Source organism: Sphingobacterium sp. SG20118 (assembly GCF_044740685.1).
GTDB lineage: Bacteria > Bacteroidota > Bacteroidia > Sphingobacteriales > Sphingobacteriaceae > Sphingobacterium.
This window is the reverse complement of record NZ_CP172826.1, coordinates 3,103,433-3,121,738: the sequence shown is the minus strand read 5'-3', so window position 1 is coordinate 3,121,738 and position 18,306 is coordinate 3,103,433. Positions and strand designations below refer to the sequence as shown.

21 protein-coding genes are annotated in these 18,306 nt (G+C 37.7%); 17 read left to right on the top strand and 4 right to left on the bottom strand.

Going from position 1 to position 18,306, the window contains the following annotated elements:
* Positions 1 to 13 precede the first annotated feature (13 nt).
* Positions 14 to 1,255 (top strand): TlpA family protein disulfide reductase, encoded by a 1,242-nt coding sequence (locus tag ACFX5U_RS14550; protein WP_400261167.1) that lies wholly within the window; start codon positions 14 to 16, stop codon positions 1,253 to 1,255.
* Positions 1,256 to 1,304: 49 nt separating this feature from the next.
* On the opposite strand, the gene ACFX5U_RS14545 is transcribed toward ACFX5U_RS14550, so the two are convergent.
* The 4 genes from ACFX5U_RS14545 to ACFX5U_RS14530 all read right to left on the bottom strand — a co-directional run bounded on the left by ACFX5U_RS14545 (position 1,305) and on the right by ACFX5U_RS14530 (position 3,599).
* A complete protein-coding gene (locus ACFX5U_RS14545) occupies positions 1,305 to 1,529 on the bottom strand; it encodes a hypothetical protein (protein WP_400261166.1) in 225 nt (74 codons plus the stop codon).
* Positions 1,530 to 1,609: 80 nt separating this feature from the next.
* The gene (locus ACFX5U_RS14540; protein WP_400261165.1) at positions 1,610 to 1,834 is read right to left on the bottom strand and encodes a hypothetical protein; all 225 of its coding nucleotides are present in this window, start codon (positions 1,832 to 1,834) and stop codon (positions 1,610 to 1,612) included.
* A 650-nt stretch (positions 1,835 to 2,484) separates the two neighbouring features.
* A complete protein-coding gene (locus ACFX5U_RS14535) occupies positions 2,485 to 3,027 on the bottom strand; it encodes a hypothetical protein (RefSeq protein ID WP_400261164.1) in 543 nt (180 codons plus the stop codon).
* Between the two features lie 200 nt (positions 3,028 to 3,227).
* On the bottom strand, positions 3,228 to 3,599 hold the full coding sequence (locus tag ACFX5U_RS14530) for a hypothetical protein (protein ID WP_400261163.1): 372 nt from the start codon (positions 3,597 to 3,599) through the stop codon (positions 3,228 to 3,230).
* Positions 3,600 to 3,868: 269 nt separating this feature from the next.
* On the opposite strand from ACFX5U_RS14530, the gene ACFX5U_RS14525 reads away from it, so the two are divergent.
* From ACFX5U_RS14525 to ACFX5U_RS14450, 16 genes are all read left to right on the top strand, one after another.
* Complete coding sequence (locus ACFX5U_RS14525) at positions 3,869 to 5,113, top strand: hypothetical protein (RefSeq protein ID WP_400261162.1); 1,245 nt, start codon at positions 3,869 to 3,871, stop codon at positions 5,111 to 5,113.
* 92 nt (positions 5,114 to 5,205) lie between these two features.
* Positions 5,206 to 5,523, top strand: a complete 318-nt coding sequence (locus ACFX5U_RS14520; protein WP_400261161.1) for a helix-turn-helix domain-containing protein — start codon at positions 5,206 to 5,208, stop codon at positions 5,521 to 5,523.
* Positions 5,524 to 5,930: 407 nt separating this feature from the next.
* Positions 5,931 to 6,572 (top strand): DUF6266 family protein, encoded by a 642-nt coding sequence (locus ACFX5U_RS14515; protein WP_400261160.1) that lies wholly within the window; start codon positions 5,931 to 5,933, stop codon positions 6,570 to 6,572.
* A 136-nt stretch (positions 6,573 to 6,708) separates the two neighbouring features.
* Positions 6,709 to 6,903, top strand: coding sequence for a hypothetical protein (locus ACFX5U_RS14510; protein WP_400261159.1), 195 nt, complete (start codon positions 6,709 to 6,711; stop codon positions 6,901 to 6,903).
* 83 nt (positions 6,904 to 6,986) lie between these two features.
* Positions 6,987 to 7,154, top strand: coding sequence for a hypothetical protein (locus ACFX5U_RS14505; protein ID WP_400261158.1), 168 nt, complete (start codon positions 6,987 to 6,989; stop codon positions 7,152 to 7,154).
* Positions 7,155 to 7,340: 186 nt separating this feature from the next.
* Positions 7,341 to 7,922: an RNA polymerase sigma factor gene (locus ACFX5U_RS14500; protein ID WP_400261157.1), complete on the top strand. Its 582-nt coding sequence runs from the start codon at positions 7,341 to 7,343 to the stop codon at positions 7,920 to 7,922.
* A 50-nt stretch (positions 7,923 to 7,972) separates the two neighbouring features.
* A complete protein-coding gene (locus ACFX5U_RS14495) occupies positions 7,973 to 9,169 on the top strand; it encodes a FecR family protein (RefSeq protein WP_400261156.1) in 1,197 nt (398 codons plus the stop codon).
* Between the two features lie 111 nt (positions 9,170 to 9,280).
* Complete coding sequence (locus ACFX5U_RS14490; protein ID WP_400261155.1) at positions 9,281 to 10,888, top strand: TonB-dependent receptor plug domain-containing protein; 1,608 nt, start codon at positions 9,281 to 9,283, stop codon at positions 10,886 to 10,888.
* 34 nt (positions 10,889 to 10,922) lie between these two features.
* A complete protein-coding gene (locus ACFX5U_RS14485; RefSeq protein ID WP_400261154.1) occupies positions 10,923 to 12,665 on the top strand; it encodes a SusC/RagA family TonB-linked outer membrane protein in 1,743 nt (580 codons plus the stop codon).
* Positions 12,666 to 12,676: 11 nt separating this feature from the next.
* Complete coding sequence (locus tag ACFX5U_RS14480; protein WP_400261153.1) at positions 12,677 to 13,150, top strand: hypothetical protein; 474 nt, start codon at positions 12,677 to 12,679, stop codon at positions 13,148 to 13,150.
* On the top strand, positions 13,098 to 14,552 hold the full coding sequence (locus ACFX5U_RS14475) for a RagB/SusD family nutrient uptake outer membrane protein (protein WP_400261152.1): 1,455 nt from the start codon (positions 13,098 to 13,100) through the stop codon (positions 14,550 to 14,552). The genes ACFX5U_RS14480 and ACFX5U_RS14475 overlap by 53 nt, the downstream gene beginning before the upstream one ends.
* 26 nt (positions 14,553 to 14,578) lie before the next feature.
* Positions 14,579 to 15,049, top strand: coding sequence for a DUF5018-related domain-containing protein (locus ACFX5U_RS14470; RefSeq protein ID WP_400261151.1), 471 nt, complete (start codon positions 14,579 to 14,581; stop codon positions 15,047 to 15,049).
* Positions 15,050 to 15,072: 23 nt separating this feature from the next.
* Positions 15,073 to 16,458, top strand: a complete 1,386-nt coding sequence (locus ACFX5U_RS14465; RefSeq protein WP_400261150.1) for a Gfo/Idh/MocA family protein — start codon at positions 15,073 to 15,075, stop codon at positions 16,456 to 16,458.
* A gap of 5 nt (positions 16,459 to 16,463) precedes the next feature.
* Complete coding sequence (locus ACFX5U_RS14460) at positions 16,464 to 17,585, top strand: acyltransferase family protein (protein ID WP_400261149.1); 1,122 nt, start codon at positions 16,464 to 16,466, stop codon at positions 17,583 to 17,585.
* Between the two features lie 56 nt (positions 17,586 to 17,641).
* Positions 17,642 to 18,136 (top strand): RagB/SusD family nutrient uptake outer membrane protein, encoded by a 495-nt coding sequence (locus tag ACFX5U_RS14455; protein WP_400261148.1) that lies wholly within the window; start codon positions 17,642 to 17,644, stop codon positions 18,134 to 18,136.
* Complete coding sequence (locus ACFX5U_RS14450) at positions 18,114 to 18,257, top strand: hypothetical protein (RefSeq protein WP_400261147.1); 144 nt, start codon at positions 18,114 to 18,116, stop codon at positions 18,255 to 18,257. The genes ACFX5U_RS14455 and ACFX5U_RS14450 overlap by 23 nt, the downstream gene beginning before the upstream one ends.
* Positions 18,258 to 18,306: the final 49 nt, after the last annotated feature.

Genomic DNA, 18,306 nt, shown 5'->3' with positions numbered 1-18,306 from the left:
AATTTAAAATATCATGAAAAAATTAATATTAATTACCCTGTTTTCATTTAATATATTATTCAGTTATGCTTTGGCACAAAATGTCAATCTTGTTGATCGAAGTGAGGAGCTTGTAATTGGTGAAAAATTTATTGAACCAAAATCGATTTCAATGATGCGAGGTAATATAAAATCGATCGATTGGAAATCATTAGAAAATAAAGTAGTCATTCTAGATTTTTTTGATACTTTCTGCGGCACTTGTATTAATTTTATGCCCAAATTGCAAGAGCTCCAAAATAAGTATGCTGATAAGCTTCAAATTATTAGTATTACTTGGCAGGACAAGCAAACTATGGAACAGTTTTTTGCAAAGAACATATATTTAAAAGAACATTCGGTAAATCTACCAGTTATATACGCTGATAAGCAGCTCGCTTCTTTTTTTCCACATAAAGGAAAACCTCATGTAGTGATGCTATACAAAGGGATCGTAAAAGCTATAACCTTTCACCGTTCTATTACAGAAGAAAATATTAATGCACTCTATGATAATGGAAATATTGATCTACCATTAAAGAATGATTTTGGACATGCAAATTTGCAGACAAGTAGTGATGATAACATAATTGCAGGTACTTGGATTTCAGGATATCAGAACGGCGTGCCTGTTCAAGCATTAAAAATTGAGCAAGACAGTATTACAGGGAAATATAAAAGTTCCGTTTACAATAGGTCTATTTATCGATCATTACTGAACTCTTGGTCTTTTATAAAGGTACCTACCTATGTATTGTTACCGTCCCGGGTGATTTGGAAAGTAAGAGATTCTTCGATATTTGATGATTTCAAAAGAGAGGGTGAGGTTTGGTATCGAAAATTTGGTATATGTTATGAAAGAATAGATCAGAAAGGAAGGTCAGATGCGGAGCAAGCTCAGGTTGTTCTCGATGATTTACATAATTTCTTTGGTTTGAAAACCTATTATACTACTAAGGAAATGAACAGTTTGGTGCTGGAATCTTGCCCGAAAAAAGACAATTTGGACTTAAAAATTAATAATAAACGGGTTTATGAAGGAAGTATTGGATTAGCAACTTCACTTGATTTTAAAGGAGTATTTCCACCTGCAGTGGATGAAGTAAAATTAAATGAAAATATTGGAATTGGTGATTATAGTAATTTAGAGGAGTTGAATAAACAACTCGAAACTTATGGGATAAGAGCAAAATTTGGAAGAAGGACGTTGGAGGTTTTTGTAATTGAAGAAATCTAGTTTTTAAAGAAAGCAGGGGAGTTTCCCTGCTCTCTAGACTTTTGATCAATTATGGTCGATCTTTTAGTAGTACATTGGCAGATGATATACAATTTTGCAATGCTAAGATCATTTCATTTTGTAACGAATTTGTAATGACCGGATTATTGCTTCCGTCATTTGTAGCACGAATTGCACAAATCTGTTTTGAACCTGTGCAATTAGGTTTTGAGACGACCAAAGTATAATGTGCAGGATTCGTTGGATCGCTCCCAGTAAATAAATACCAATTCATATTTTTAAAATTGAATTTTATAAATTAATAAGGGTATGGCTTGTCACCATACCCTTTCCCAATCTAATTATTCCAAGAAATCAAGGACGATCCTTTAATTCTACATTGGTACTTGGCGAACCATTATGTAAAGCTAATATCATCTCATTCTGCAACGCATTCGTAATTACAGGATTTCCAGCACCATCATTCATTGCCTGAATAGAACAAATTTGTTCAGTACCAGGACAATTTGGTTTTGTAGCGCGAAATGTGTAATTCGAAGGTAAAGTTGGGTCAGAGCCCGTTAATTCAAACCATGCCATACCGGTAGATTTTAAGTGAAATTTATTGGTGTTACTTCAATGTGTATCTCTATACACATTGCATGTTATCATAATTATTTGCACGTGAAATTGCTGTGGCGTACCAACTGGCACACCATCCGTACGCGGCTTTTTTGGTTTTATTAATGTCTGCACCGCATTGCGGGGAATGTTGCGTGTCGACGTCCCTGTGCGTCGCGCACCGGACCGGCACAACAGCAATTGCCCAATAGGATCTTGCTACCCAGCGCAAGCTGATCGACCTCCTTGCAGCGTAATGCTGATGGCCAGAAGCTTGAATGCAAGCTGTCTTGGTATGTGCAATTTGGCTGCCGCTCAGTAAATCCTTTTTGGTATGTCTCTTGTTGTTCCATGTTTACCTCTTGTTTAAATCAGATCGGAAATACGCTTGATAATTGTACTCGTTACGTGCTATTTTCTTCTTTTTGTTTCGGGCATATCATGCGATGACCGATCTGATATTTCAAAGGTGAACAGAACTTTTTGGTGTTATTTGCGATTTTGACACCAATGAATTGCGATTTTATGCGCAAATGTTTGCGCATAAAATCACAATTATCTTGAGAATTTACCTTTCCAGAGTTTAAATGAAGTTTAAAGTGTTGGAAAGGATATTGTTAGCTTTTTGTTCAAAAACCATTTCTATATAATTGTCTTAAATATTCAACGCTGACACCCATAAAAAGCGCTAGTTCTTTATGTTTGATAAGCGTTCTGATGTATGGGTATTTTTTTAATACAAATTCATATTTATCAAAATTGGGTGTGCTAAGTAATTGTTGCCTATAGTCGATATGTTGCTGTTGCTTATCGATCAGATAGGTGTAAAATTCGAAGAACTTACTATTGCTTTGATTGATGGCGTGCAACGCTTGCCTAATGATGACATAGGCTTTAGTATCGCTTGCCGCTCGGAACTGAAAATTATGTCGGCTGTTAGGAATTAATAAGGGTTCGCCTGATAGGACGTAGCGTACCGGACAGGTCTTGTCATATTTACCCATCATACCCTCGGTAAGGAGATATAGATCTCCCCAATTGTTGGTCAATTGTTCTCCTTTGGTGAATTGTACTTCTTCAAATGCATCGGCCAGTTCAGGGATATCTGATTTCCAATTGGAATAGATGTCTTTAAAAATGGTATCCATTATTTCTTCTTTGGTTTTTCTCATATTTTGGTTTATTAGGGTGTCTTATTTCCCACCTCATTCATCAGTCCCACTCCGATGAAATGTCCCTGTACTGACCGAACCTGGGTGTCCGGTCAGAGGTGGGCCATTCCCATTACTTCGAATTATTGCTTATACTCCAGTAATTGATTTTTTGGGAATACAAGGAAGGATTGTGATCGGTGCAATTTTCCTTAATTGGTTTACTGAGCTGAACGATATCGAATATGGATGGAAATGGGGATTCGTGAAGAAGTAGTATTGAATAGTGAACTGGGGTCAATAACGACCAGATCTTTGACATCCTCTCCTGGAGCTGGTGTGTCTTTCTGAAATTGTATTGCTTGTCCAGATTCCCATGTTTCGGCTATGCCTGTTCCGGTAGTTTCCTTAAAGTCACTCGTCATGTTTAAAATATATACCTGTTGGCTGGGGCTCATGTCGAAATAATCAAGTAGGAACTGCCCTAGATCGGTACGTACCAGATCGATGACTACCTGGCGATCGGTGATGTTCAAAAAAAATAAATAATGGTGAAATGTCGCAACACCTGCGTTGTTGAAAGAATTTTTCATGTTTGTAAGTTCAGATTTAATGAAATGCAAATAAATACACATTTTTTGATGCTGTCAAGGGACATTTGCTATGAATATCCCAAATGTTCACATTTGTGAACATTTGCTTATCATTATAATAATAGCCCGTATTTTAACCTTAATTAAGGTTTTTGTTTGTTTTTTAGTAAAAAACATTTTTTATAGGTTTTATTATTTAAAAATGGGTTGTATCTATTTTTAATTTTGCTATAATTGTTGCTTTTTATAAAACAATTTGTTAAAAATCTATGCTTACAATTAAATTGAACTCCAAACATGTCTGGTATGCTACTGGAGTTGTATTCTATGCACTTTTAATTAATTTGGGAAGTGCTTGGGACAATCTGATGCCCCGAGTGGAGAGACCCATAATTTGGTTGACTATTTTGCTCACTATTCCCTTGCTAGTACTTTATCTGTATTATATAGCTCGAGTAATGCATGCCTTTAATTTTGGTTCAAGGTTTCAACAACTACCAACAACTGTCAAGTTGATCTTATTCTTGCTAGCTACTGTATTTGTCATTTGGGTATTTCATTTGATTTTATTGTATACCGTTATAGTAGGGAGAACCAGCACTTCACTTTTCTCTATGGCCTATTTTAAGGCCGATTTCTGGTTTTTTATCATCCCCATATTTCTTTATTGTATCTACCTGTTTTTTCATCCAAAGCTGTCGTTATTCTCTTTTGGTGAAGAGAAGAGGTTGTTGGCGGAAAATCAATTGTTGAAAGTTAATAACAGTTCTTTGGTAAATGTTAATCGCAAATTGGTGGATATAAAAACCGAATTGTTGTCGCAGAATAGAGCACTGTCTAGCAGTAAGGAAGAGTTGAAAAAATGCAATGAAAACCTGTCTGTTGAAATGAAGGAAAAAGGGCACTTATCCAAACAATTGCTGATCGAAAAAGAAGCCTTGACCCATGAGGTTGCACTGTTGAGCGACAGGGTCAAGCTATTGGAAGAAGGGATGGTCATTTCTGAAGAAAAATCACTACCGATACTTTGGGTTGAAAGCCGTAAGGTACATGTACTGTTGAACTACATCTATGAAAGGAACCTGCATCGGGTTTCATCTACTGAAATTCTAAAATTTGTATTTGAACTGATGATCATGGAAAGGGTAGAAAATGCTTATTTTGCTATTTATGCTGATGGAAGTAAATGGTTATTACCTACTGTGGTTGCAAATCAATTGATGGAAAATCCGTGGATGGTAAAAATTTCTAAGGATGCTTTTGTCAATATGTTGTATTGTGAAAAGAATTTGAAACCGGGGGTGCACGGGAGTGGTAAAAAAGATGTCGTTATGGTTGCTTTTTTTAGAGCGATCATAGATGATAAACTGGGTAATGAACGTATGACCAAGCTGTTGAAAACAGGTCGATTAAAGGAAAGATATGATAATTTTTGGGAGTATGATAACTTGCTAAAAATGGATGTTGCGAGATTGTACGATACCTTTCATTCAGATTTTGTAAGTGATAGTTGAAATGAATGACCGCTTAGGTATTGGGTTGCGAGGTGGTGCAATCTTGATCTTGAAACCCATGGATTCGGTGCCGGGCTTTAACAGTAAATTTTATGTTAAGTTTAATAAAACGAATCTGCCAACAACTGGAAACCATTATCAGTCTATTGGAAAAATCTGCACCTAAGGAAGAGCCATCTTTGCCTGTGCAACTGCAGCAACATGCGATCATCGAAGACGATTTTTCGAAGATTTCTGGATTGATGGATATCAACCAGGTGGTTGAGGTCTTGAATATTTCGACCGCAACGTACTACCGCTGGGTAAGGCAAGGGGAATTGGTACCGCGAAGAAAAGGAAAACGCCATTATTTTTTTAAAGAGGATCTAGTCCAACAATTGGCAGAAGGGAAACGGAGGGGGCGGATCTAGTCCTTTTTCGGGACAAGCTGTTCGAGGTTTGTTCGACGGTTGTTCGAGTCCGCTTCGATACTTGTTCGGGACTTGTTCGACTCTTGTTCGGGAGCGCTTCGACTGGGCTTCGACAAAGTGTCGAATAACAGCCGATAAAGCCCCTTTGTCAAACCGTATCTGTCTACCCACAGATACGGACCAATCTTGATATAAGGTCGAACCATCGTGCATGGTTCGACCTTTTTTTATTGCATCGATTTTGGTCATTATTCTAATCATTATGATAGTAGATGATAGGCACTACTATCATCTACTATCATGTCCTATCATTGTTCTTTTTACTTTGTTTTTGCCCCTACTTTAGTTCTCGATATCAGTAATGGCCGGCATGCAGGTCTATTTGTAAACAATTGAAAATTAACAAAATGGCAAAATTTTTAAAAGGTATAGTCGGGGCGTACTCCGGTAAAGTGGGCAGCATCGTAGGAAGCTCATGGCGAAGTGTAGATTACGTTCGTTCACTACCAAAAATAACAGGAAAAAAGGCGACGGATGGTCAGATTGCACAACGTGCTAAATTTGCTTTGGCAGTAGCATTTTTATCTCCAATCAAAGATTTGCTCAACTTGGGGTACTCGGACAAATCATTGGGAAAAGCAACGGGTTATAACAAGGCCTTACAGTCTTTGCTCAATTCGGGCATATCGGGTACGTACCCAGCATTGGCAATAGATTATGCGAAAGTGGTGATTTCAAAAGGTGGCTTATCCAATTTAATGGGCGTTTCTTGGTATGAGAATGCACCTGGTGAATTGGAATTGACTTGGACCCCCGAGACGAATAAATTTAATGCTTTTGATGACGATTCGGTGGTACTACTGATGTATAATAGGACCAAAAATTTCTTCAGTATTCTGGAGTCGGCTACTCGGGTAGAAGCGATGGTATCGTTATCATTGCCCCTTAGTTATGCTGGCGATACGCTGGAGGGTTGGATTTTCACGGGTCATCGTGATGGGGTAAAAACGTCGTTGAGTTATTATCTGGGCGAATTGGTATTGGCATAAACGAAAAATTAGTGTCAATGAGTTTTTAGGGAGGTGAGCTTTGGCTTGCTTCCCTAACTATTCACAATTGGTTAGGATGATTTTAAAATCTATGCTCATATCTATCTAATTCTCTAACCAAATAACTTTTATACAAATGAAAAAGATACTAAAAAAAATAAGTCGTGTGTTGCAAGTGGTCTTGTTGGCGCCGGTAAAATTGCCAGGGAAAGCGTTGAATATCCTGAAATATATAGCGCTGGGATTGGGGGTAGTGGAGACGGTGTTGGATAAAGAAGAGGAGACTCCTGAGGAAAGGGCAAATCGGGAGGAAACCTCCTGTGTCGAATGATAACCAACCATCGGTAGATGCGCGAGTTGATGAAATGTCTGCAGAGCAAGAGGTCGTGCAACATAAAGAAATGGGGGTACTGGATGAAAATGAATGATATCCGTATGGGTACTGTGGGTGGCACGCTGTGCTCCATCTGGGCGTCGGTTTCTTTAGGGGATGTCCTACAGACCGTAGTGATGGCAGTTATAGGTACAATAGTGAGTTTCCTTACAAGTCGATTGTTGGGGAGAATGGGCCGTAAAAATTAATATTATTGAAGCATAAATATGAACCGATTGGGGAGCTAAATCATGATCACTTGAATTAGCTCCCTTATATACCTGAACTGTTTGATTGTTTTACATAGCAAAACCAGGTAATAATTTTGTTTTTCTAAATTTAGTTATATTTTTGAAATGCAGTTTTATGTCTGACTATTAAAATAACCAATTAAAATGGAACGAGAAGAGGAAAGGATTAAGGTTAATGAGTTAATTACTGGAAGTAAATCAGCTTTTGAATTCTTGTACCATTACTATCGCCCCTTGATCTATACAGCGATTTTTAAAATGATAAAATCTCATGAATTGAGCCAAGAAATTTTTCAGGATGTATTTGTCAGAATTTGGGGCCAACGTGAGAACTTACACCCTGATAAATCTTTTAAAGCCTATATCTATATGATAGCCAAAAATCTAATATATGACCATTTCCGCCAAATATCTGCTGATCGGGTTAAATTGGATACTTTTAAAAGTTTTTATCTTAAAACCTCCAGTAACGATATTGAAACTGCTCTTGATCTGAAAGAAACTCAAGCTTATTTAGATCAAATATTAGAGATGGTACCAGAAAAATGTAGACATGTGTATGTGCTCTGTAAATTGGAAGGGAGAAGTTATGAAGAGGTGTCAAAAATGCTTAATATCTCTATTGCCACAGTGAATAATCATATCGTAAAAGCAACTCGAATTATTAAAAACAACTGGAAATCAGATGTTTATTTATTATTTTTATTTTTTCACATTTTTAAGTAGTTGGTTTTTCGTTACGATTCGTATTACTTACAATCAATACCAATAAACCATTGCGTGAACAAGAATTAAATCAGCTATTCGCAAAGTATTTGCGAAAAGAATGTGATGAACAAGAGTTAGAACTTTTGTTCACTTATTTTGACGACGTCGATTATGAAGATAGTCTAAAAAATCTAATAGAAGAGAACTGGTCTGAAGAATTAAGTGATAATCTTGATTTTCAACTTAAAATGCGTCATGCTTTTTTGAAGACAGATCTGCATCTTGCCCAATATGTAGGACGTGATTCATCCAAAAGATTTTCTAGAGGATTTATTAGATGGATGCCTTATGCAGCTGCTTGTTTATTATTGGCAGTTTCCTTATCCTATTATGTGTTCATCTTAAATTCTGATACGACTAAGGAAACTGTTAACGAAATGGTAAGTACACTGACTGTACAACCTAAGCTGAAATTTGCAAATGGACATGTGATTGATTTGGACACTCTAAGCAATGGACGGAAATTGTTATTTGAAAATAGTCGGGCTCGTGTTGTGCAAATATCAGTAGATAAAATTCAGGTTTACAACAATAATAGCCAGTCGGATATTATGGAGTGGGTGCAACTTGATGTACCTAAAGGAAAGCATGTTCAAGTGATATTGGCTGACGGTAGCTCTGCTTTGGTCAATTCGATGTCTGAATTTAAATTTCCACTTCTTTTTAATACCGATAAAAGACAAACAGAACTCGTGGGGGAAGGGTATTTTGAAGTGGCACATGTAAATAATAAAGCTTTTTATGTTAAAACTCCGGATCAATTGATTCAAGTATTCGGAACTAAATTCAATGTCCGGAATTATGGAGATGAAGATGTATCTTCTACGGCCCTGTTTGAGGGTAAGGTATCTGTTAAAGTAATTCGCGATAATCAAATAGAGGCAGAGCGTTTTTTGAAGCCTGGCGACCAATTGGATATACCAAAAGATCAAAAAGAAATAAATCAGAAAACAATAACGGACCATGCTGAGATATTGGGGTGGACCAAAGGAAAGTTTGTCTATAACAATACACCGCTAAAAGTTATGTTAAAAGATCTGACCCGCTGGTATAATGTGGAAGTGGATTGGGAAACAGTACCCAATTTACGCTTTCAGGGGACTATACCGCAGGATTATACCATAGTACAGGTTCTCGACTTATTAAACGAAGTTGGTAATCTACATATAAAACTAATAAACAATCAGTTAACCTTTAAAAAATGATTATGATAAAAGAAAACCCAAGTTAAAAAACGAATCGGATGTGGTACCAGCACACCCGATGATGTCAGGAATCTAAAAAAACTAATCTTATTAACCTAACCTTACAAAAGTATGAATTTTAAAATTCTATACAAGAAATTGTATGATGTACTCTATTGTCTAAAAATCAAGCATAAAACGATTATATATGACTTATTGATTATGAAATTAATCGTCACAATGACCCTTTTGGGTACTTTAGTTTCCTATGGAGCGGCATTTTCTCAAAAAATAACGCTGAAAGTAAAAAATGCTCCCTTTGCAAAAATACTGGAACAGATCAAGAAACAATCAAATCATGATATCTTTTATAATGTTGATTTTATTGAATCGCTCGGTAATGTCGATGCCGATTTTAATAATATGGATTTAGAAGATGCGCTTAATGTATTGAAAAAGAAGCGAGCCATAGGTTACAAAATAACAGACGGTATGATATACTTGTTCCCGCAGAAAGAAATGCAAACGCAGAAATGGACGGTGAAAGGGAAGATTGTAAACGAAGAAGGCGAGCCCATTGTTGGTGTTTCGGTGCTTGAGAATGGAACTTTAAATGGGACGACTTCGGATAATAATGGTCATTTCACACTAACGGATTGTAAACCTAATGCAACAATCCAATTTTCATATATTGGTTATTTTATGCAAGTGGTACAAGCAGGGCAAAACGATATATTGATAACAATGATTCGTGATGTTGCTGCATTGGATGAAGTGGTTGTAGTGGGATATGGTCGTAGCAGTCGGAAAAAAATCAATAGTTCTATCAGTACGTTGGATATTGATAATGTAGCCAAAATGCCCGTACAGTCAATAAATGATGGTATTGCAGGACGTATTCAGGGTGTAATCGTGACCAGTAGTTCGGGTGCTCCAGGTGCCAAAAGTTCAGTATCTATCCGCGGAGCAGGTACACCGCTTTATGTTATAGATAATGTGATTCGTTCAGCAAATGACTTTGTCAATATCAATCCAGGTGATATCGAAAGTTACTCTGTCTTGAAAGATGCTGCTGCGACAGCACTTTATGGTGCACAGGGTGGAAATGGTGTTATTTTGGTAACGACTAAAAAGGGTAAGGATGGACAGATGGATATCAATTATACATTCAATCAGACGCTTTCGCAACCCACCATATTTCCTGAAAAATTGAGTTCTTATGAGAATCTGAAAGCGATCAATGATGTATTCAAATTTGAGGGCTTACAGATACCTACACCAGAAAATATTCTTGAATATTACAGAACACAAGAAAAACCATTTGAATATCCAAATACCGATTGGCAAAAAGTTGGCATGAAAGATCATGCTACAGAACAGAGACACGATCTATCGGTAACTTCGGGAACGGAAAAATTGACGTATTTTGCATCTGGGTCTTACTATAATCAAAATAGTAATTTGCGCACGGATAATAATCATAATAAGCGCATGACTTATCGTTTGAATACGGTGAGTAATTTTAAAGAGGTAAATTTGAAAGTAACTACTGGGTTGGATGGTTACGTAGAAGATAACGTGATCCCGAGTTCTTCTACGGCTTCTTCTTATGGTGCATTCTTTCAACATATACAACAAAAGAAATCTTCACAGCTTGCTTATAATGAATTTGGGTTGCCTTCTGCAAACACAACGGATAATCCTGCGGTAGAAACTATCGGACCAGTCGGGTTATTATAAATCCAATTCTCGAATATTTAATGGTATACTTTCCTTGGAATATACTGCACCTTTTTTAGAAGGATTGACCTTAAAGGCGAATGGAAGCTATAACATGTGGAATTCGAAAAATAAATCATGGAACTTAACTGCTCCATCTTATGCCAATGGAAGTATGACTCCTATATTGGGCAATCCACCAAATCTAACAGCAACTCGAGGCGACGGAAGTACATTATTGCTACAGGGTTACTTGCTTTACAATAGACAGTTTGGAAAGCATAATGTCGATTTTACAGGCGTTTATGAACAGGCTCAAAATATGGGTAGTTCAGTTACAGCAACGCGTCAACAATATCAGATTTTGTTTGATCATTTTGTAGCAGGACCTACAGTAAATCAGTTGGCCAATGGCTCGGAGTCTGAAAGTGGCCGTGCGGGTTATGTTGGACGCCTATCTTATGATTATGATTCGAAGTACTTCTTAGATGCCTCACTGCGTTATGACGGACTGGATCTCTTTCCAAAACAAAAACAATGGGGTACCTTTTATGCCTTTTCTGGAGGCTATGCCATTTCTGAGGAAAGCTTTTTTAAAGAACTGAAAGAACGTAATATCATTAATTATTTGAAAATACGAGGTTCTTATGGACTGGTAGGAAGTGCAGAAGGAATTACACCGTTTTCATATGTACCCGGATATTCAATCAATGCAAATGCATGGGTAGTAGATGGTCGACCTGTACAGGGTACTTCAGAGCCAGGCAGTCTTCCGAGTACGATGTTTTCTTGGTATAGCATCCGTGAACGGAATATCGGATTGGATTTTAGTTCGATGAATAGTCGTTTAAGTGGTTCATTCGATTATTTCTATAAACGTACCACTGGCTATGTAGTCGCTGATACACGTTACGCAGCAACATTGGGAATAGGTCTTCCCCCAATCAATTTTGACCTAGGAGCAATGCGTAGACATGGTGCTGAATTTAACTTAACATGGAATGATAAAAAAGGTGATTTTTCTTATAAAGTAGGTGTTAACTTTACTTATTTCAATCAACTGTGGGAACGTAATCCTGGAGAGGATGAGGCCGCACTTAAAAATCCATATATAAGGGAGTCTGGAACGCTTAATTTGGGTGTTGCAACTGGATATACCGGTCAAGGATTTTACCAAGAGAATGCCGATTTACTGTATGACGCTCGTCGTATCAGTTCAATCAATGTTATTGCTGGTGATTTACGCTACCAAGATTTTAATGGTGATGGTAAGATCGATGGCAATGATCAGACTCGCATTGGTAATGCGTCATTTCCTAGAATCAATTACGGTACGACAATCGATCTTGGATATAAAGCTTGGTCACTTTCTGCAGTACTTATGGGGTCAGGCAACAGGGATCGCTATTTCGGAGGTATCATGCAAGGCAATAATCCTGATAATATGCTTATTTATGGTTTTCAACAGGATTATTGGCGTACAGACAATACCGATGCCTTATTCCCAAGACAAACATCAACCGCTGGAGTCAATGGTAGTAATAACTTTGTGAGCAGTGATTTTTGGATCCTACCGTCTCGTTTTGTGCGTCTAAAATATTTCCAAGTGGGGTATGATTTGAAAGCACAATTGCTGAAGAATACAAAATTCAAACAATTCAGGGTGTTTGCCAGTGGTACAAATCTGTTGACCATCTCGAATACAAAAAAATATTTTATTGATCCGGAATCTGATCAAAATAATGAAAATTATCCAATTCAACGAACTATTTCAATTGGTGTAAATGTTGGATTTTAAGCTTAATGTATATGAAAAACAATAAAAAGATTACCTATATATCGTCTGCTTTATTCATGTTGGCATTGTCTCTAAGCTCATGTAAAGATGTGCTAGATACGCAACCTTTTGATAAAGTGGGAGAAGAAGTTATTTGGACAAATCGTGCCAATGCCGAAACCTTTATTTTTAGTACTTATGGTATCATGAATAATTTTAATGGCGGGCCTGCGACTGATGCGTGGACCATGAATCTGATCAGCATGGATGGTACCTATAATGGTGCGGCCAATGTGTTTAATGAAAGATTGGATCGAACTTCGGATATGGGGTTTAATAACTGGGCTAGTATCCGTCGTTGTAATCTGATCATTCAGAATGTGGGTGCTTCTGCAGGAATCAGCGAGGCGGATAAAAAAGAATTAATAGCGGAAGCTAAGTTTCTTAAGGGCAATGTCATATTACAATGTCGCACGGAGGATAGGCCGCATTGTGTGGATCGATAAGGTGTTGACTCCAGATGATGAGCTATTGCTCCCAGCTACCAAAAATCCGACGGAATCGTATGCTTATATCATTAAAGATCTGGAAGAGGCAGTTGAAGCACTTCCAACTGGAAAAATAAGTGGTCGAGCCAATAAATATGTTGCGGCGGCGATGTTAACAGAGGTGTGCTTACAGGCACTTGCTTACGAAGGTTATCCACAAGCTAATACTGTAGCTCCTAATCATCCTTTATTGGCTAAAGTGATTCAATATGGTGAAATTGTCAAGTCTGGCGGGTATCAATTGGAGGCCGAATACGGTGCTATGTTTAATGAGGGAAAACCAAATTCAAATGAGATTATTTTTGGAGTTTACCGTAAAGCGATCAACACCACTTGTGATGCGACGCCGATGCAGGTAATGATCCCCAATCTGAATAATGATAATATTAAGTTAGCGGGTGCTACTCCATTATTGAAATCTTCTATTCGCATTTTTGAAGCTTGGGGAGATCATGGTCCATCAATGGATTTTACGGATGATTATTTAGTGATAGACCAACAAGATCCGCAGAAAGCTGTGCGTTGGTATGAGACTTCACAGTATAAAAATGCCGTGGATGAGCAAGCGACAATTGCGACATCATTGATACCTAAGGCAGCGGGTGAATCAGAAGTGAGACGTGGGTCGATTAAGTCTGGTCAAATGGAGACGATTTGGAAACTGACAAATTCAACTAGGGACGCACGCTGGAATGCAAGCGTATTGAGTGACTCTTCGACAATTTTTTATGGTGAAACATTAACGACAGATGTTAAAGGAAATGCAGGTCGGTGGATGAAACTTAATGGACAGGCTTACTATACTTCTTTGACGAATATGTACTGGCGAAAAGGAGTGTATAATAATGTTAATCCCCGCATTTTTGTGGGTGTTCCAACAGATTATCATTATGTGTCGACTCGTTTGGGGCGGGTATATTTGAATATGGCTGAAGCTTATCTCTTACAGCAAAATTTATCAAAAGCGGTTGAGTTATTGAATGAGACGCGCGTTACTCATGGTCAACTTCCGCCAGCAAAAGTTTCAGATCTCGCTACCGCTTGGACAGATTATAAAAGAGAAAGAAGAGTGGATTTGGTTTTGGAAAATGACTACTATTGGAGTTTATTGCGATGGGGAAGATATGGTGCAAATGCTAATCATGGTTTATCTTCAGGTAGTTCAATTCCCGAATTGACAACACTGCCACAAGTGATGGATATCAGTAAAGATAGAAAACATTATTCAATTGTAACAGGAGCTTTCTTTTCATCGAATAATGTACGTGAGTTTGATGCTTCTAGAAGGTATTTATTCCCAATAGCGCAATCTTATTTGGATCGTAATCCAAATTTTGGTCTTCAAAATCCAGGTTGGTAAATTTTAATGATTAATAATAAATTGAAATGAAAAGAATACATATAATAGGGCTAGCAGCAGTCATCATGCTGATCATGAACAGCTGTTTAAAAAAGGGTTTACCCGAATATGAAAACTGGGACGTAAACAATATTGATAATGTGTATGTCGAATATCGCTACGAGAGTGGGAAAATCTTGAATGATAAGCCAGTTGTGGCTTATCAACGCTTGAATGTGCAGAAGAATGTTATTGCGAACAGTAACACAATCGAATTGAGCATCGATGTACCGCTGGCATCGAGTACTTTTACGGAAGAAATTCGTAGTAAAGTGATGCAAAATAATTTGTGGATGTATATGGATATATCGACCGCTGCAAAAGTAACTCCAGTAGGTAATGCACCTAAATTGGGAGATCCGACAGACTTAACTAAGGAATGGCAGTACCAGGTCACCGCGGCAAATGGAGATGCTAAAACATGGACAATAAAGGTGGTTTCATTTAAGAAATTATAACGAAAACTTTTTAAAGAACGATAATGGAAACTTCTCGAAGAGATTTTATCCGCTTGGCTGGCTTGACAAGTCTAGGGATAATGGGAAATAAGTTAATGGCTAGTCCTGCTGCGCTAACATTTGATAACAGATCTGTACCAACGGGCAATATGTGCGGGTATGCTGCTCCAAAACTGGACGTAGTTCGTGTCGGATTTATTGGAGTGGGCAATCGGGGTGCATCTGCTGTTTACCGTATAGACCATATTCAAGGGGTGGAAATTAATGCCATCTGTGATATCAGAAGAAATTATGCTGAAAAGTCTGCTAATGGGGTAAAAGGAAGTAAAAAGCCTGCGATTTATGCTGATAAAGAAGAGGCCTGGAAAGAACTTTGTGATCGAAATGATATTGACCTAATCTATATTTGTACACCTTGGGATTTGCATACTAAAATTGCTCTATATGCCATGAAGGCCGGTAAACATGTCGCTATTGAAGTGCCAGCTGCGACTACGGTAGATGAATGTTGGGCTTTGGTAGAGACATCTGAAAAGTATCAGAAACACTGTATGATGCTGGAAAATTGTTGTTATGATTTTTTTGAACTCATGACTTTGAACATGGCGAGACAAGGTATGTTTGGAGAAATAATCCACGGCGAAGGAGCTTATATACATGATTTGTTAAACGAAAATTTTGCTAAGAATAGCTATTATGATATGTGGCGATTGAAGGAGAATTTTAAGAATGGCAATCTGTATCCGACACATGGTTTAGGGCCTATCTGTCAGATTATGGATATCAATAGGGGGGATAAAATGGAGTATTTGACTTCTATGTCCTCAAAGGATTTTAGCATGGGGCCTATGGCTAAATCGCTAGCTGCTAAAGATGCTTTTTATGAACCTTTTGCTAAACATAGTTACCGAGGAAATATGAACGTAACTACAATCAAAACCCATCAAGGTAGAACAATTGTACTGGAACATGATGTATCAAGTCCAAGGCCATATTCTAGAATCCACCAGATTTCAGGGACCAAAGGAGTAGCACAAAAATGGCCTGAACCAGAACGAATCGCTTTTGGTCATGATTGGTTATCCCATGAAGAGATGAAAAGATTGGAAGAACAATACAGACCTGAAATTGTTCAGAAGGTTGGTGAAATGGCTAAAAAAATAGGCGGACATGGAGGAATGGATATGATGATGGACTGGCGATTGATTGATTGTTTAAGAAATGGATTACCCTTGGATCAGGATGTTTATGACGCTGCACTATGGAGTGTAATAGCTCCATTAAGCGAGAAATCTGTGAAAAATCGGTCTAACTCAATAGATGTTCCTGACTTTACGAGAGGAAAATGGAAAACCAACCTAAAAATGGAACTTACATTGAATGGAGGTGGTACTACTTCTTTTAAATAAGCTAGATGAACAACTTATCTAATAAAACAAATAGATTGGAATCCTTGGATATACTCCGAGGATTCGATCTATTTTTACTTGTTGGTTTGCAACCTATATTGGTCGCAATCGGCCAGGTCTGGGATAATGAGTTTTATCATGGCTTTTTGTATCAATTTGATCATGAAATATGGGCTGGTTTCCGGTTGTGGGACCTGATTATGCCCCTGTTTTTGTTTATGACTGGTGTAACAATCCCTTTTTCATTGGATAATAAGAAAGGGGGCGCAGGAGGACCGATTTACCGCCATATTTTAAGACGGTTCTTGATTTTATGGTTATTGGGAATGGTCATGCAAGGAAATCTTTTGTCTTGGGATTGGCAGCAATTTAAATTGTATTCCAATACATTACAAGCAATCGCCATGGGTTATGCGGTGACAGCTGTCCTATACTTTAATCTAGGCATCCGGAAAATCGTTATGATGGCAATTTTCTTACTGGTTGTATATGCAGTACCATTTATGTTGGATGGCAATTTTTCGGAACAGGATAATTTTGCAATCCGATTGGACCGAATGCTGTTGGGTAGATTTATGGATGGGGCATATTGGGGAGATGGGCAAGTAGTTTTCTCTCAGTATTATAACTATACATGGTTGTGGAGTAGTTTAACTTTTTCAGTCACTGTGATGATGGGTTGTCTGGCCGGAAAGCTGATGAAAGATGGGGTAAAGGTTAATCCAAGTCGGGTGTTTCGTCAGTTAGTATTGTTAGGCGTGATTTGTATCGGACTGGGATTATTGTGGAGTATACAAATGCCGATTATAAAAAAGATATGGACGAGTAGTATGACACTTTTCTCTGGTGGGATCTGTTTTCTGCTGATGGGGTTGTTTTACTATATCATCGATTTAAAGAAAATAATCAAACCTTTTCAATGGCTTAAGATTTATGGTCTGAATTCCATCGTCGCTTATTTTTTAGGTGAAATGCTCAACTTTAGATCAGTGGTGCATTCCCTGACTTATGGACTGGAGAATATGCTACCTCAATATCAAAAGCTGATTTTAACAACAGGTAATTTTACGCTTGTGTTTTTATTTTTATTAGCACTATATAAAGCGAAGGTTTTTGTAAAAATATAGAATCAATACTGATCAATAATCCATCAACCCAACATGCAGATCGACGAAATGGTAAAATGATCAATGAAGCTGGGTCAGGTTATGAAGTGGGCAATCCGTATAAAGACAGAGATCCACGTCTGCAGTTTACGATCAAATTGCCGACTGAAGAATACATCAATCCGGATGGATCGGTGTTTGAAGAGTCTGATCCTTTATTGACGACCTATGTGCAAAAGAAATATGTAGACTTGTCGATGCTACCGTTCAACAGAACCAAGACTCCGCTTACGGATCAAAACATTATTCATACCCGCTACGCAGATGTTTTATTGATGTATGCAGAGGCTAAAAATGAAGTGAGCGGTCCGGATCAAAGTATCTATAAAGCCTTGAATGAGATCAGGGAAAGAAAGAGTGTCGGCATGCCGAAGGTAAATGAAACGCAATACAATACGAAAGATAAGTTACTCGATTTTATCTTGCATGAGAGACGTATAGAAACTGGCATTGGAGGGACATCGTTATTACGATTTCAAACGCCGAAATATGATGGAAAATGTCCTTTCTAGATTAAAAAACCCAAGAGGAGTTCAATTGAAATTTGGCGAAAAGAATAATGTCTTACCTTTTTCACAGGCTGAATTGGATAAAAATAAGAAACTGGAACAAAATGATGATTATACACCGTAATCTCTAAATATTCATGTTCAATATGAGCATTTCAAGCCCCCTGATCATG

Coding starts and splice junctions, on each gene's coding strand:
- ACFX5U_RS14550 (WP_400261167.1), top strand. CDS start 14: ATGAAAAAATTAATATTAATTACCCTGTTTTCATTTAATATATTATTC.
- ACFX5U_RS14545 (WP_400261166.1), bottom strand. CDS start 1,529: ATGAATTGGTATTTATTTACTGGGAGCGATCCAACGAATCCTGCACAT.
- ACFX5U_RS14540 (WP_400261165.1), bottom strand. CDS start 1,834: ATGGCATGGTTTGAATTAACGGGCTCTGACCCAACTTTACCTTCGAAT.
- ACFX5U_RS14535 (WP_400261164.1), bottom strand. CDS start 3,027: ATGAGAAAAACCAAAGAAGAAATAATGGATACCATTTTTAAAGACATC.
- ACFX5U_RS14530 (WP_400261163.1), bottom strand. CDS start 3,599: ATGAAAAATTCTTTCAACAACGCAGGTGTTGCGACATTTCACCATTAT.
- ACFX5U_RS14525 (WP_400261162.1), top strand. CDS start 3,869: ATGCTTACAATTAAATTGAACTCCAAACATGTCTGGTATGCTACTGGA.
- ACFX5U_RS14520 (WP_400261161.1), top strand. CDS start 5,206: ATGTTAAGTTTAATAAAACGAATCTGCCAACAACTGGAAACCATTATC.
- ACFX5U_RS14515 (WP_400261160.1), top strand. CDS start 5,931: ATGGCAAAATTTTTAAAAGGTATAGTCGGGGCGTACTCCGGTAAAGTG.
- ACFX5U_RS14510 (WP_400261159.1), top strand. CDS start 6,709: ATGAAAAAGATACTAAAAAAAATAAGTCGTGTGTTGCAAGTGGTCTTG.
- ACFX5U_RS14505 (WP_400261158.1), top strand. CDS start 6,987: ATGAAAATGAATGATATCCGTATGGGTACTGTGGGTGGCACGCTGTGC.
- ACFX5U_RS14500 (WP_400261157.1), top strand. CDS start 7,341: ATGGAACGAGAAGAGGAAAGGATTAAGGTTAATGAGTTAATTACTGGA.
- ACFX5U_RS14490 (WP_400261155.1), top strand. CDS start 9,281: ATGAATTTTAAAATTCTATACAAGAAATTGTATGATGTACTCTATTGT.
- ACFX5U_RS14480 (WP_400261153.1), top strand. CDS start 12,677: ATGAAAAACAATAAAAAGATTACCTATATATCGTCTGCTTTATTCATG.
- ACFX5U_RS14475 (WP_400261152.1), top strand. CDS start 13,098: ATGTCATATTACAATGTCGCACGGAGGATAGGCCGCATTGTGTGGATC.
- ACFX5U_RS14470 (WP_400261151.1), top strand. CDS start 14,579: ATGAAAAGAATACATATAATAGGGCTAGCAGCAGTCATCATGCTGATC.
- ACFX5U_RS14465 (WP_400261150.1), top strand. CDS start 15,073: ATGGAAACTTCTCGAAGAGATTTTATCCGCTTGGCTGGCTTGACAAGT.
- ACFX5U_RS14460 (WP_400261149.1), top strand. CDS start 16,464: ATGAACAACTTATCTAATAAAACAAATAGATTGGAATCCTTGGATATA.
- ACFX5U_RS14455 (WP_400261148.1), top strand. CDS start 17,642: ATGATCAATGAAGCTGGGTCAGGTTATGAAGTGGGCAATCCGTATAAA.
- ACFX5U_RS14450 (WP_400261147.1), top strand. CDS start 18,114: ATGATGGAAAATGTCCTTTCTAGATTAAAAAACCCAAGAGGAGTTCAA.